Raw genomic sequence first — 13,840 nt, 5'->3', positions numbered from 1 at the left:
TTGACCATCTTGCCGGGGATCATCCAGTTGGCCAGGTCGCCCTTTTCGCTGACCTGCATGGCGCCCAGGATCGACAAATTGATTTTGCCGCCACGGATCATGGCAAACGATTGGTCGCTGCCGAAGATGGACGAGCCCTTGATGGTCGTCACCGTCTGCTTGCCAGCGTTGATAAGGTCGGGGTCCACCTTGTCGTCCGTAGGGAACGGGCCGATGCCCAGCATGCCGTTTTCGGACTGCAGCCACACTTCTTTGTCACCGGTGAAGTTGGCCACCAGCGTGGGGATACCGATCCCCAGGTTCACATAAAAGCCGTCTTCGAGTTCTTGCGCCGCACGGGCGGCCATCTGGTCTTGGGTCCACGGCATGGTCAGGCTCCTGCTTTTTCTGTGATGGTGCGCTTTTCGATGCGCTTTTCGGGGTTGGCGTTGAGCACAATGCGGTGCACATAAATGCCAGGCAGATGAACATCGTCCGGCGCGAGCTCGCCCACTTCCACGATCTTCTCCACTTCGACGATGCAGACCTTGCCCGCAGTGGCCGCCGCAGGGTTGAAGTTGCGTGCGGTGAGGTTAAAGCGCAGGTTGCCGGACTTGTCAGCCACGTCGGCCTTGATGAGCGAGACCTCGGGCACCAGGGAGCGCTCCATCACATAGGTTTCGCCGTCGAATTCGCGCAGCTCCTTGCCATCGGCCACGATGGTGCCCACACCGGTCTTGGTGAAGAAGGCCGGGATGCCCGCGCCGCCTGCACGCAGTTTTTCGGCCAGCGTGCCCTGGGGCGTGAATTCCAGCTCCAGTTCGCCCGCCAGGTACTGGCGCTCGAACTCTTTGTTCTCGCCCACATAGGACGAGATCATCTTCTTGATCTGGCGGGTTTCGAGCAGCTTGCCCAGGCCAAAGCCATCCACGCCCGCATTGTTGGAGATCACGGTGAGGTTCTTGGCGCCCGAATCGCGCAGCGCGTCGATCAAGGCTTCGGGGATGCCGCACAGCCCAAAACCGCCCACGGCCATGAGCTGGCCGTCTGCAACCACGCCCTTGAGGGCTTCGGCCGCGGAGGGAAATAACTTGTTCACCACGATCTCCTTGTGAATTTGGATGCGCTACGATACTACGTATCAGAATAAGTAGTTTTTCGTAGATACTTGCACTATGGACGTTGATTACCGACTCGCTTTCGACATGGCCCCTGTGGGACTTGTGCTGTCACGCAATCGCACCATGGTCGACTGCAATCGCCATGTTTGCGAGATGTTTGGCGCCTCGCGCGAGGTGCTCATCGGCCAGTCGTTCCAGGTACTTTATCCAAGCGCCGACGAGTACGAACGGCTGGGTGCGCACATGGAACCCATACTGAACACCAAGGGCCACTATGCGGACAACCGCATCATGAAGCGCTCCAACGGCGAGGTCTTCTGGTGCCATGTATCGGGCCGCGCGCTCAACCGCGATGCACCACACCAGTCCGGCATCTGGAGTTTTGAAGACCTGAGCTCGCAACGCACCGTGAAAGCCGAGCTGACAGGCCGCGAACGCGAGGTGGCCGCACGTTTGCTGGAGGGCCTGACCTCCAAAGAAATCGGCCGGGCGCTCGAGATCAGCCACCGCACAGTGGAGATCTACCGGGCCCGCCTCATGCGCAAGTACAACGCATCCACCGCCGCAGACCTGGTGCTCAAGCTGCTGGCGGGTGGCTAAAAACGATCGGCGGTTTCAGCCCTTCTTGGGTCCGTCGATCACCTCGGCCGCCGTGCGAAAGGCCTCCACCGCAGCAGGCAGGCCGCAGTAGATGCTGGCGTGCAGCAGCACCTCCTGAATATCCGCCGCCGTGGCGCCATTGTTGAGCGCGCCGCGCACATGGCCCTTGAGCTCGTGCTGCTTGCCCAGCGCCGTGAGAAAGGCCACGGTGATCAGGCTGCGCGTCTTCATGTCCAGCCCCGGACGCTGCCACACATCGCCCCAGGCATTGCGGGTGATGAACTCCTGGATCGGCTGGGTGAATTCCGTGGCATTGCCAAAGGCGGTGGCCACAAAGTCCTCGCCCATGACCTGCTTGCGCGTGGCCAGGCCTTTGTCGAAGTCCTTGGTGGATGGGGTTTGCGTCATGCGGGGCTCTCCATTGCTGCGTTAAGGAAAAGGGCCGCCATGTTAGCGGGCCCATGAAAACAAGAAATGAAAAGAAAACAAAACGCCACCTACCTGGTCCGTGACGGGCCAGCCAGGTGGCGTTATTGAGGCAGGCTCAAAGCACTCAGGCTTTGGCAGGCATTTCAGGCCAGATCAAAACGGTCCAGGTTCATCACCTTGGTCCAGGCCGCCACGAAGTCGCGGACGAACTTCTCCTTGGCATCTGCGCTGGCATACACCTCAGCCAAAGCGCGCAAGACGGAGTTGGAGCCAAACACCAGATCGCTCCGGGTGGCGGTGAACTTCACCGCGCCGCTCTTGCGGTCCCGGCCCTCGAACACCTGCGCCGTGCCGTCCACCGGCGTCCAGACGGTGCCCATGTCCAGCACATTGGCGAAGAAGTCATTGCTGAGCACGCCCACCTCGTCGGTGAAAACGCCATGCTGGCTGCCGTCGTAATTGGCGCCCAGCACCCGCAGGCCGCCCACCAGGGCCGTCAGCTCGGGCGCCGTGAGGGTGAGTTGCTGGGCCTTGTCGATCAGCAGTTCTTCCGTCTTCGTGCCGCCCGCATCGCGGCGGTAGTTGCGCAGGCCATCGGCCACGGGCTCCATCACGGCGAAGGACTCCACATCGGTCTGGTCCTGGCGCGCATCCACCCGGCCCGGCACAAAAGGCACGGCCACGGACACACCCGCCGCCTGTGCGGCCTGCTCCACGCCCACCACACCGGCGAGCACGATCACATCGGCCAGCGATGCCTTGCCAGACGCTTTCTGAATCGCCTGCAGCCGGGGCAGCACGCCCACGGCCATGGCGTTCACCGCCCAGTCTCTTTGTGGTGCCAGCGCCAGGCGTGCGCCATTGGCACCACCGCGCTTGTCTCCGCCCCGGAACGTGGAGGCAGAGGCCCAGGCCACCGACACCAGCTCGCTCACCGACAGGCCCGACTCCGCAATGCGGGTCTTCAGATCGGCGATGTCCGCCGCCGTGGGCTTGTGCTGCGGTGCGGGCAGCGGGTCTTGCCAGAGCAGTTCTTCCTTGGGCACTTCGGGGCCCAGGTAGCGCGCCTTGGGGCCCATGTCGCGGTGGGTCATCTTGAACCAGGCGCGGGCAAAGGCTTCGTTGAACGCCTGCGGGTCGTTCAGGAAACGGCGCGAGATTTTTTCGAACCCAGGGTCGAAGCGCAGCGTGAGGTCGGTGACCAGCATCGTGGGCTTGCGCTTCTTGGCGGGATCGAACGGGTCGGGGATGTTCTCGGGCGCATCCTGGGCCTCGAACTGGATAGCACCGGCGGGGCTGCGCGTCTGCACCCATTCGTACTTGAACAGGTTCTCGAAAAAGTAATTGCTCCATTGGGTTGGCGTCTGCGTCCACACCACCTCCAGGCCCGACAGGATGGCGTCAGCGCCGCTGCCGCTGCCGTAGCTGCTGGCCCAACCCAAGCCCATCTCTTCGATGGGCGCTTCCTCCGGGGCTACCCCCACATGGCTGGCTGCGCTGACGCCATGGGTTTTGCCCAGCGTGTGGCCACCGGCGATCAACGCCACGATTTCCTCATCGTCCATGGCCATGTTGCCAAAGGTGGCGCGGATAGCCGCTGCCGCCGAACGCGGATCGCCGCTGGCGTTGGGGCCTTCGGGGTTCACGTAGATCAGGCCCATCTCGGTGGCGGCCAGGGGGTTCATTGCCAGGGCCTCGGGGCTGCGGTGGGCCAGCCAGGCTTTTTCATCGCCCCAGTTCACGTCCATGTCGGGTTCCCACACGTCCTCGCGGCCTGCGGCAAAACCAAAGGTGCGAAAGCCGGAGTTCTCCAGCGCCACATTGCCCGCCAGGATCATCAGATCGGCCCAGGAGATTTTCTGCCCGTACTTTTGCTTGATGGGCCACAGCAGGCGGCGCGCCTTGTCCAGGCCCACGTTGTCAGGCCAGCTGTTGAGCGGCGCAAAACGCTGCTGGCCGCGACCAGCGCCGCCACGGCCGTCCACCGTGCGGTAGGTGCCTGCGCTATGCCAGGCCATGCGGATGAACAGGCCGCCGTAGCTGCCCCAGTCGGCGGGCCACCAGTCCTGCGATTCGGAGAGCAGCACCCGAAGGTCGCCCTTGAGCGTGGAGTAATCGAGCTTCTTGAACTCTTCGGCGTAGTTGAACTTCTGGCCCAGGGGGTTGGAGCGCTCGGAGTGCTGGTTCAGCAAATCCACCCGCAACTGGTTCGGCCACCAGTCACGGGTGGTGGTGCTGCCGCTGGCACCTGCGGCATGGAATGGACATTTTGCTTCTTGGGTCATGGAGCGCTCCTTCTGTTGTTGCGTATGAAGCCGATGTGGCGGGATGCAGAACAAATGATAGGAAGATGCCCAAGAAATAGAAAATCAATTAATACAAATCTTTCGATAGTTTTTAACAAACAACATAGGGCCAACGGTAGAGAGCATGAGCGACCATCAGCCAACCATTTGCTACAAAATATATAGCTACTAACGCTTTATATTTAAGCGCTAGAAGCTGATCAGGCTGCTATTTTCTGGTCTTTTCCGCGCGCCAGCACGGCCAGCAGGTTCTGTGCAGCGCCCACGCCCATGTTCACGTAGGCGTCACCCGTCACGCCACCGATGTGGGGGCTCAGGATGAAGTGTGGCTCGCCCTGGAAGGGATGGCCCGGCGCCATGGGCTCCACCGCAAAGCTGTCCAGCCCCGCCGCCATCACCTGGCCCGAGCGCACGGTGGCCAGCAGCGCGGCCTCGTCGATCAGGCCGCCGCGCGCGGTGTTCACAACGATCACGCCGCGCTTGCACTGTGCCAGTGTGTGGGCGTTGAGCAGGTTGCGGTTGCCGTCCGTCAGCGGGCAGTGCAGCGAAATGGCGTCCGACTCGCGCCAGATCGTCTCCAAGTCCACCGCCTTCACATAAGCCGGCAGATTTTGGGCGAACGGGTCGAAGCCGATCACGCGCATGCCCATGGCGTCGGCCATCTTGGCAAAGCGCAGGCCGATGGCGCCCAGGCCCACCAGGCCCACGGTGCGGCCGGAAAGCTCCAGGCTTTTGTGCGTGGCCTTGTCCCAGTGGCCCGCGTGCATGCGGGCATCGAGCTGCACCACCGATTTGGCGCAGGCCAGCAGCAGGGCCAGGGCCTGCTCTGCCACCGCCGCCGCGTTGGCGCCCACGGCGGCCACCACCTCAATGCCACGGGCCTTTGCGGCCACCTTGTCGATGGTGTCGGTGCCGCTGCCATGCTTGGAAATCACCCGGAGAGCGGGGGCCGCATCCATCACCGCCGCACCCACCTTGCCGTAGCGCACGATGATGGCCACGGGGTCGTGCGCGCGGCACAGGGCGATCAGGTCGTCTTCGGTGGGTGCCTTGCCTGCATAGACGATGTCGTAGCCCACGAGCAGGTCCAGGGCTTGCTGCGCCAGGTCGGCGCCGGTCACGATGATCGCGCTCACAGCGATTCCCCTTCTTTCAGCACGCCTGCAGCGCGCAGCGCTGCGGGCAGCCATTTCGATGCCGTGTCGCCCCGGGCGATGGCCTCGATGCGTGCGGCCTCGTCGGCCACCTTTTTGTCGGCCAGCGCCAGCATGGCCGGGGCTTTTTCGCGCTCGATCACCACCACGCCATCGGCATCGCCCACCACCAGGTCGCCAGGGTTCACCACCGCGCCCCCCGCGTTGATGGGGTGGTTGATGCGGCCGGGCACGTACTTCGTTGGCCCTGCGGGGTTGAAGCCCGCGCTGAAGACCGGAAAGCCAAGCTCCAGCAGCTCCAGTTTGTCGCGGATGGCGGCATCCACGACCACGCCCGCCAGGCCGCGCTTTTTGCAGGCGCTGAGCATCAGCGTGCCCATCAGCGCGGCGGTCTGGTCGCCCTTGCCGTCGATCACCAGCACGTCGCCCGGCTGGGCCAGCGCGATGGCGGCGTGAATCATGAGGTTGTCGCCAGGGCGCACCTCCACGGTGAAGGCGGGGCCCGCCAGCTTCATGCCGTGGTGCACGGGGGCCACGCGGGCGTGCATGGTGCCGCGCCGCCCGGCCACGTCGGCCAGGATGGCGGCCTGGAAAGTGGCGGCCTTTTGCACCACGTCGGCGCTCACGCGCTCGATGGTGCGGATGATTTCAGGGAGGTGGCTCATCATGGAATACAGATGAAAAATGAGGAATGGGGCGTGCGCGATGCGCCCTGCCCCGGCGGCAAACGCATCAGGGCATCAATCCAGGCTGGCGCCAGAGTCCTTGACGATCTTGGCCCAGCGCGGCACTTCGGTGCGCAGCAGCGTGCTGAACTGCTCGGGCGTGCCGCCGAGCACGTCGCCGCCTTCAGAGCGCAGCTTGTCGGCCACCTCCGCATGCTGCAGCGCCTGGTTAATGGCCTTGTTGAGCTGGGCCACGATGGGCGCTGGCGTGCCGGCCGGGGCCAGGATGCCGAACCAGGTCACGGACTCGAAGCCCTTGTAGCCCGACTCGGCCAGCGTGGGCACATCAGGCAACTGGGACGAGCGCTTGGCCGACGTGATGGCCAGGACCTTGAGCTTGCCGTTGCGCACCTGCCCCAGCAGCGTAGGCACGGACGACATGTACAAATCGATCTGCCCGCTCACCAGGTCCGTCATGGCCTGGGCTGCGCCCTTGTAGGGGATGTGGCGCAACTGGATGCCAGCGGCGTTCTGGGCCAGCTCACCCGACAAATGGGCCACGGTGCCGTTGCCCGAAAAGCCCAGGGTGATCGCGTCGGGCTTGCCTTTGGCGGCAGCCACCACATCGGCAAAGCTCTTGTAGGGCGAATTGACCGGCGCCGCCATCACGATGGGCGATGACGACACCAGCGCCACGGGCACCAGGTCCTTGACCGGGTCGTAGGGCAGCTTGGCATAAAGCGACGGGTTGATGGCCAGGTTGCTGGTCTGGCCCATCACCAGGGTGTAGCCATCGGGGGTGGATTTGGCAGCGGCGTCCACGCCCAGGTTGCCGCCCGCGCCGGGGCGGTTGTCCACGATCACGTTCCACTTTTGCTGGTCGGTGAGCTTTTGCGCCACGGTGCGCGCAATCATGTCGGTGCCGCCGCCGGGCGGAAACGGCACGATCAAACGGATGGGCTTGTTGGGATAAGCGGCCTGCGCCAGGGCAACACCGGCGGGAACGGCTGCGGCGGCGAGCCCCAGCACGGCGGCACCGGCAGCGCGTGCAAGCGATGAGAAAGCGTTCATAGATTTGTCTCCTTGGTCATGGTGGTGAATCGCGCCGGTCTGCCAATGCCTTTTCAAACCGGCGTCGTGGGGCGACTGTACGCAGACGTTTCAACCCATACAATGCAGTTGCACACCATGAAACACATTGCACCATGAGCAACCGCCCCAACCCTGCCCGGCGCCCTGCCCCGCCCGCAGCGCCAACGCCTCCGAACCCCGCTGAAAACGCCGGTGCAGACACTGCCGTGGGCAAAGACAACGGCGGCGTCACCGCCGTCACGCGCGCGCTGCAGGTGCTGGAGGCTTTCGCGCTGGGCGAATCGAGCCTGCCGCTGGCCGAGCTGAGCCGCCGCTGCGGCCTGCACAAAACCACGGTGCTGCGCCTGGCGCGCACGCTGGCGCAGTCGGGTTTCATGGTGCAGCGCGAAGATGGCGACTGGCGCCTGGGGCCCGCCGCAGGCTGGCTGGGCGCGCGCTACCAGGCGGGCTTTGACGTGCAGAACGTGCTGGAGCCCGCGCTGCGCGAGCTGACCCTCGCCACGGGCGAAAGCGCGGCCTTCTATGTGCGCGAGGGCCAGGTGCGCACCTGCCTCGTGCGCGTGGAAGGCCCGCAGGCGCTGCGCCACCACGCACGCATGGGCGAAGGCCTGCCGCTCGACAAAGGCTCGCCGGGCCGCGTGATCCTGGCGTTTTCGGGCGAGCCGGGCAAGGCCTATGAAGAGATCCGCAAGAAGGGCTACCACTGGTCCATCGGCGAGCGCGAGCAGGGCGTGGCCACGGTGTCGGCGCCAGTGTTCGGCATGCACTGGCGGCTGATGGGCTCGGTGTGCATTTCAGGCCCAGCATCGCGCCTGCCCGCTGAAAAACTCGAAGCGCTGGCGCAAACGGTGATCGCCGCGGCCACGCAGTTGTCGTATGCCCTGGCGGGCAACACGGCCGCGCCATCGCCAAGCCCCGTGCGGGCCACCCAGTGGCATCCGTGATAACTTGCTTGCATAAACTACCCGCAACCAGATTTCAGGAGACCCGCGTGAGCCGCTACCCCACCCCCGACCTCAACACCCTGCCCGAAGACATCCGCACGCGCATCCTCGAAGTGCAGGAGAAAGCCGGGTTCATCCCCAATGTCTTTCTCGCCTTCGCACGCCGCCCGGCAGAGTGGCGCGCATTCTTCGCCTACCACGATGCGCTGATGCTCAAGGAAGAAGGCCACCTAACCAAGGGCGACCGCGAGATGATCGTCACCACCACCAGCGCGGCCAATCAGTGCCTGTATTGCGTGGTGGCGCACGGCGCCATCCTGCGCATCTACGAAAAGAAGCCCTTCGTGGCCGACCAGGTGGCCGTGAACCACCGCAAGGCCGACATCACCCCGCGCCAGCGCGCCATGCTCGACTTTGCGATGAAGGTCTGCCAGCGTTCAAACGAGATCGAGGACGCCGACTTCACTGCCCTGCACGCACACGGCTTCGACGACGAGGACATCTGGGACATCGCCGCCATCACCGCGTTTTTTGGCCTCAGCAACCGCATGGCCAGCTTTGCAGGCATGCAGCCCAACCCAGAGTTCTACCTGATGGGGCGGGTGCCCAAGCAGAAGTGAGCGCCGCAAGTTATTTGCTATTTATTTTATAGCTGCTCGCGCTTATCAATCAAGCGCTAGCGGCCTATTTCACTCAAATCTCAGTTGCCTGACACCAGCGCCCGCATCCAGTCGGGCAGCGCGGTGGCCTTCTGCTGGGGAAAGTCCACCCAAATGGTGGTGGCGCCACCCGCCGCGTAGATCACACCGGGTTGGTCCACCCGCTCCATGGTGCCCCAGGTCTCGAACGTGGTGCGGCCGGGGTCACTCACATAGAACTTGAGCAGCACGTCGGCCGGGTGTTCAAGCTGGCGGTAGAAGTTGCAGAACGCATTGACGATCACCGGCCCCTGGCCAGCCGGGTCGGGTTTGCAGCCCACCGACACCATCCATTCGATGCGCGCCGTTTCCAGGTAGCGGAAATACACCGTGTTGTTGACATGGCCCATGGCGTCCATGTCGCCCCAGCGCACTGGGAATCGCATTTCATAGACCAGCTTCTTGGCCTCAGGGATTTCAATCTTCATACGGCAAAACCATCGTCGGCCGCAATCACGGCGCCGTTGATGAAATGGCTTTGGTCGCTGGCCAGCATCACCAAAAGCGCATCCAGGTCTTGCGGGTTGCCCACGCGCTTGCGCGGCAGCATGTCAATGAGTTTGCGGCCCTGCTCGGTCTGCCAATGGTGGTGGTTGATCTCGGTGTCGATGTAGCCAGGGCAGATCGCGTTCACGTTGATGCCGAACCGGCCCCACTCCATCGCCATGGCCTTGGTCATCTGCACCACGGCGGCCTTGCTCATGCAATAGGCGCCGATCTGCGGCAGCACCTTGAGCCCTGCCATCGACGCGATGTTGATGATGCGCCCACCCGTGAAGCTGCCCGGCGCCGCGCCGCGCGAGCGCGCCAGCATGCGCTTGCCCACCTCTTGCGCCACAAAAAAAGCGCCCTTGACGTTGGTGTCGAAGATAAAGTCGTAGTCCTCGGGCGTCACGTCCTGAATGCGCTGCGTGGTAGAGACGCCCGAGTTGTTCACCAGGATGTCGATAGAGCCCATCTCGGTCTCGGCATGCGCCACGGCGGACTTGATGGAGTCGTGGTCGGTCACGTCGAGTTCGATCACATGGGCATCACCGCCCTCGCCCTCGATGCGGGCGCGCAGTTCCTTGAGCTTTTCGACCCGGCGGCTGGCCAGCACCACGCCAGCACCGGCGCGGGCCAGCGTGCGGGCAAACTGGGCGCCCAGGCCGCCCGACGCACCGGTGATAAAAGCCACGCGGCCGGACAAGTCAATGCTGTACGTCATTTAGAGTCTCCCTACTGATCAAAAAAAGAACGGTCGTTCGATTGTCTATATTCCGTGAATACAATCAGTCACCAGCCAGACAGGGCATCGCACCCTGCTCAAGAGCCTGTTCACTGAACAGCCTCTTGGAAAATCACCCATTATCAAACGCCCGATGAGAAGCCCATGACAAACGAAGAAATCCTCAGCGCATATGGTCCCCGCGAATCCATGGAATACGACGTGGTGGTCGTCGGCGGCGGCCCTGGCGGCCTGGCCACGGCCATTCGCCTGAAGCAATTGGCTGCTGAAAAAGGCCAGGATGTCTCGGTCGTGGTGCTCGAAAAAGGCTCTGAGCCCGGCGCGCACATCCTCTCGGGCGCCATCATGGACCCCAAGGCGCTGACCGAGCTGATCCCCGACTGGAAAGCCAAGGGCGCCCCACTCAAGCAGCCCGTCACCGACGACGCCTACATCTTCCTCAGCGAGAAATCGGGCTTTCGCGTGCCCAACATGTTCCTGCCGCCCTTTGCCCACAACCACGGCAACTACATCGTTCGCCTGGGCGACGTGACCAAGTGGATGGCCGAACAGGCAGAGGCCCTGGGCGTGGAAATTTTCCCCGGCTTCACCGCTGCCGAGGTGCTCTACAACGACGACGGCTCTGTGAAGGGCGTAGCCACCGGCAACATGGGCATCGGCAAGGACGGCGAGCCCACCGAAAACTTCCAGCTCGGCATGGAATTGCTGGGCAAATACACCGTGTTTGCCGAAGGCGCGCGCGGCCACCTGGGCAAACAACTGATCGCCAAATTCCACCTCGACGAAGGCCGCGATCCGCAAAGCTTTGGCATCGGCGTGAAGGAGCTGTGGGAGATCGACCCCAAGAAACACCAGCCCGGCTTTGTGATGCACACCGCTGGCTGGCCCATGGAGAACGACACCTACGGCGGCGCCTTCCTGTACCACCTGGACGACAACAAGGTGGCCCTGGGCTTCGTGACCGGCCTGGGCTACACCAACCCCTATCTCAGCCCCTTCGAGGAATTCCAGCGCTGGAAAACACACCCCAACGTCCGCTACTACTTCGAGAACGAAAACGGTGAGATCACGGCCAAGCGCCTGTCGTATGGCGCGCGCGCCATCAACGCCAGTGGCCTCAACGCCCTGCCCAAGACCATCTTCCCCGGCGGCGCGCTGGTGGGCTGCAACGCGGGTTACCTCAACGTGGGCCGCATCAAGGGCAGCCACGCCGCCATCAAAACCGGCATGCTGGCCGCCGAGGCCGCGTATGACGCCATCGTGGCCGGGCGCCAGCATGACGAACTCAAGGCCTACCCCAAGGCCTTCGAGGAAAGCTGGCTCTACACCGAGCTGAACAAGGACCGCAACTTCAAGAACTGGTTCAAATACGGCCTGACCACGGCCACGCTGATGAACGGCTTCGAGCAATTCGTGCTGCGCGGCCACATCCCCTGGACACTGCACCGCGACAAGGCCGACCACCAGTACCTCAAGCCCGCCGCCGAATGCAAACCCATCGCCTACCCCAAGCCCGATGGCAAGCTCACGTTCGACCGCCTCTCCAGCGTGTTCATCAGCAACACCAACCACGAAGAAAACCAGCCCGCCCACTTGACGCTCAAGGACGCAAGCGTGCCGGTCAACATCAACCTGGCCAAGTACGCAGGCCCCGAGGCACGCTACTGCCCCGCCGGTGTGTACGAGTTCGTGGCCGATGAAGCCAAGGGCGGCAATGCCCAGCGCCTGCAGATCAACGCGCAAAACTGCGTGCACTGCAAGACCTGCGACATCAAGGACCCCACGCAGAACATCGTGTGGGTCACCCCGGAAGGCGGCGGCGGGCCGAACTACGCGGGCATGTAGTCACATCAAAATTCATAGCACTTAGTGCTTGAAGGGCCTGCGCTGCAGGCCCTTTTTTATTGACCTCTTTGATACCAGCGGTCACGCGGTTGCGCGCGTGAGCTGAAACTGCCCCATCGCACCCGCCAGCCGGTTGGCCTGGTCCTTGAGGCTCTGGGCCGCTGCAGCGCCCTGCTCCACCAGCGCGGCGTTTTGCTGCGTCATGTGGTCGAGTTGGTCCACAGCCTGGCTCACCTGGCCGATCTGCGTGCTCTGCTCGCTGCTGGCCTCGTTGATCTCGGACATCAGCGTGGTCACGCTCTCGACGCTGTGCACGATGTCACCCATGGTGGAGCCCGCAGTCACCACCAATTTGGCGCCATCGCTCACCTTGGCCACGCTGTCAGAGATGAGCGCCTTGATCTCGCGCGCCGCATTGGCGCTGCGCCCGGCCAGGCCGCGCACCTCGCTGGCCACCACGGCAAAGCCACGCCCCTGCTCGCCCGCACGGGCGGCCTCCACGGCCGCATTGAGCGCGAGGATATTGGTCTGGAAGGCAATGCCGTCGATGATGCCCACGATGTCGGCAATCTTCTTGCTGCTGGCGTTGATCTCTTCCATGGTCTTAACCACCTGGCTGACCACTTCGCCGCCTTTGCTGGCCACTTCCGTGGCGTTCAGCGCCAGGGCATTGGCCTGGCGCGTGCTGTCGGCATTGGCGGCCACCATCTGCGCCAGCTGTGCAATGCTGGCCGCCGTCTGCTGCAGGTTGCTGGCGGCATGCTCGGTGCGCATGCTCAGGTCGGTGTTGCCCGCTGCCACTTCGGAACTGGCCACATGGATGGATTCGCCCGAGTCACGCACCTCGGTTACCACGTAGTGCAGCGACTCGACCATCTTGTCCAGCGCGATGAGCAACTGGCCAATCTCGTCGGTGCGCAGGGTTTGCATACGCACCGTGAGGTCTCCCCGCGCCACCATAGCGGCCGCCTCGGACGCCTGGCGCAGCGGCAGCACGATGGAGCGCCGCAGCAGCCAGCCAAACAGCGCCGACAGTGCCACCACCACCAGCACCGCCACAGCACTGACCCATTGCGCACGGGACGCGTCGGTAATCATGCTGTCACCCGCTTTCAGGGATGACTGCTCGGAGGCTGCGAGCAACTGGTCAATGGAGCGCAGGTACTGGGTCAACGCAGCAGCGTGTTCCTGCAATTCCTTCTGGCTGATGATCTTGGCTTCGAGGGCGTTTTGCACCAGCGCATCCCGCAGCACTGCATATTTCTGACGTTGCTCCTGGGCTTCGGTCCACAGCGGCCCGGCGCTCTCGCTGGAGGACGCCTTGGCCATCGCTTGTTCAATGCGCTTGCGCATCGCATCTTCGGCGGCGATTTGGCTGCGCATCTCGGCCACCAGCGGGAACACGTCGGACGACAACGTGGCACGCAATGCAATCTGGCCAATATAGACAGACTGCGTTTTCCAGTCCCGCACCGTGCGCTCAATGGGCAACTGCTCTGCTGTCAGCAGCGTAGCCTGGCGGCTGGTGTCCTGGCCCGTCAGCCAGGTGGTGGCACCGAGCAAGGCCACCGCGAAGCCCAGAATGCCAAAGCTGGCCGCCAGCTTCTGCCCCACGCTCAGAGAGTGGCTGCGCCGCGCAGGCTCTGGGCTCTGGGCGGCAGAGTCTGTTGCGGCACGGCCGACATCCGCGTGTGCAGGTGCGGCGGAGAAGGTGGCGCCGCCAAGCGCCCCGGAAGTGGCTGGCAAGTAGTTCATGAGCGTTCTCCTGGTTCATTTCCC

The 13,840-nt window shown here is 63.6% G+C and carries 14 protein-coding genes; 4 read left to right on the top strand and 10 right to left on the bottom strand.

Annotated elements, in window-relative coordinates:
* A partial coding sequence (locus Q0105_RS00310; protein ID WP_298207553.1) for a CoA-transferase occupies positions 1–368 on the bottom strand: 368 nt, incomplete at its 3' end.
* 2 nt (positions 369–370) lie between these two features.
* On the bottom strand, positions 371–1,078 hold the full coding sequence (locus tag Q0105_RS00305) for a CoA transferase subunit A (RefSeq protein WP_298207551.1): 708 nt from the start codon (positions 1,076–1,078) through the stop codon (positions 371–373).
* A 76-nt stretch (positions 1,079–1,154) separates the two neighbouring features.
* Between Q0105_RS00305 and Q0105_RS00300 the strand changes: the two genes are divergently transcribed.
* A complete protein-coding gene (locus Q0105_RS00300) occupies positions 1,155–1,700 on the top strand; it encodes a PAS and helix-turn-helix domain-containing protein (RefSeq protein WP_298207549.1) in 546 nt (181 codons plus the stop codon).
* A gap of 15 nt (positions 1,701–1,715) precedes the next feature.
* On the opposite strand, the gene Q0105_RS00295 is transcribed toward Q0105_RS00300, so the two are convergent.
* From Q0105_RS00295 to Q0105_RS00275, 5 genes are all read right to left on the bottom strand, one after another.
* A complete protein-coding gene (locus Q0105_RS00295; protein ID WP_298207548.1) occupies positions 1,716–2,108 on the bottom strand; it encodes a carboxymuconolactone decarboxylase family protein in 393 nt (130 codons plus the stop codon).
* A gap of 164 nt (positions 2,109–2,272) precedes the next feature.
* Positions 2,273–4,414: a catalase/peroxidase HPI gene (gene katG, locus Q0105_RS00290; RefSeq protein WP_298207546.1), complete on the bottom strand. Its 2,142-nt coding sequence runs from the start codon at positions 4,412–4,414 to the stop codon at positions 2,273–2,275.
* A gap of 221 nt (positions 4,415–4,635) precedes the next feature.
* Positions 4,636–5,571: an NAD(P)-dependent oxidoreductase gene (locus Q0105_RS00285; protein ID WP_298207544.1), complete on the bottom strand. Its 936-nt coding sequence runs from the start codon at positions 5,569–5,571 to the stop codon at positions 4,636–4,638.
* Positions 5,568–6,254 (bottom strand): RraA family protein, encoded by a 687-nt coding sequence (locus Q0105_RS00280; RefSeq protein ID WP_298207542.1) that lies wholly within the window; start codon positions 6,252–6,254, stop codon positions 5,568–5,570. Before Q0105_RS00280 ends, Q0105_RS00285 begins: the two co-directional genes overlap by 4 nt.
* A 75-nt stretch (positions 6,255–6,329) precedes the next feature.
* Complete coding sequence (locus Q0105_RS00275) at positions 6,330–7,325, bottom strand: tripartite tricarboxylate transporter substrate binding protein (protein ID WP_298207540.1); 996 nt, start codon at positions 7,323–7,325, stop codon at positions 6,330–6,332.
* A gap of 134 nt (positions 7,326–7,459) precedes the next feature.
* Between Q0105_RS00275 and Q0105_RS00270 the strand changes: the two genes are divergently transcribed.
* Together Q0105_RS00270 and Q0105_RS00265 are read left to right on the top strand one after the other, a co-directional pair.
* The gene (locus Q0105_RS00270) at positions 7,460–8,290 is read left to right on the top strand and encodes an IclR family transcriptional regulator (RefSeq protein ID WP_298207538.1); all 831 of its coding nucleotides are present in this window, start codon (positions 7,460–7,462) and stop codon (positions 8,288–8,290) included.
* A gap of 47 nt (positions 8,291–8,337) precedes the next feature.
* Entirely contained in the window at positions 8,338–8,910 is a 573-nt protein-coding gene (locus Q0105_RS00265; protein ID WP_298207536.1) for a peroxidase-related enzyme, read from the top strand.
* Positions 8,911–8,990: 80 nt separating this feature from the next.
* Here Q0105_RS00265 and Q0105_RS00260 read toward each other — a convergent pair whose 3' ends face one another.
* Both Q0105_RS00260 and Q0105_RS00255 read right to left on the bottom strand, forming a co-directional pair.
* Positions 8,991–9,416, bottom strand: coding sequence for a thioesterase family protein (locus Q0105_RS00260; protein WP_298207534.1), 426 nt, complete (start codon positions 9,414–9,416; stop codon positions 8,991–8,993).
* The gene (locus Q0105_RS00255) at positions 9,413–10,195 is read right to left on the bottom strand and encodes an SDR family oxidoreductase (RefSeq protein WP_298207532.1); all 783 of its coding nucleotides are present in this window, start codon (positions 10,193–10,195) and stop codon (positions 9,413–9,415) included. Before Q0105_RS00255 ends, Q0105_RS00260 begins: the two co-directional genes overlap by 4 nt.
* 165 nt (positions 10,196–10,360) lie before the next feature.
* Between Q0105_RS00255 and Q0105_RS00250 the strand changes: the two genes are divergently transcribed.
* On the top strand, positions 10,361–12,061 hold the full coding sequence (locus Q0105_RS00250) for an electron transfer flavoprotein-ubiquinone oxidoreductase (RefSeq protein WP_298207530.1): 1,701 nt from the start codon (positions 10,361–10,363) through the stop codon (positions 12,059–12,061).
* A gap of 81 nt (positions 12,062–12,142) precedes the next feature.
* On the opposite strand, the gene Q0105_RS00245 is transcribed toward Q0105_RS00250, so the two are convergent.
* Entirely contained in the window at positions 12,143–13,816 is a 1,674-nt protein-coding gene (locus Q0105_RS00245) for a methyl-accepting chemotaxis protein (protein WP_298207528.1), read from the bottom strand.
* Positions 13,817–13,840 lie beyond the last annotated feature (24 nt).

It is taken from the genome of Acidovorax sp. (assembly GCF_027492855.1).
Lineage (GTDB): Bacteria > Pseudomonadota > Gammaproteobacteria > Burkholderiales > Burkholderiaceae_C > Acidovorax.
The sequence above is the reverse complement of the archived record's forward strand: the minus strand, read 5'-3'. Positions and strand labels throughout refer to the sequence as shown.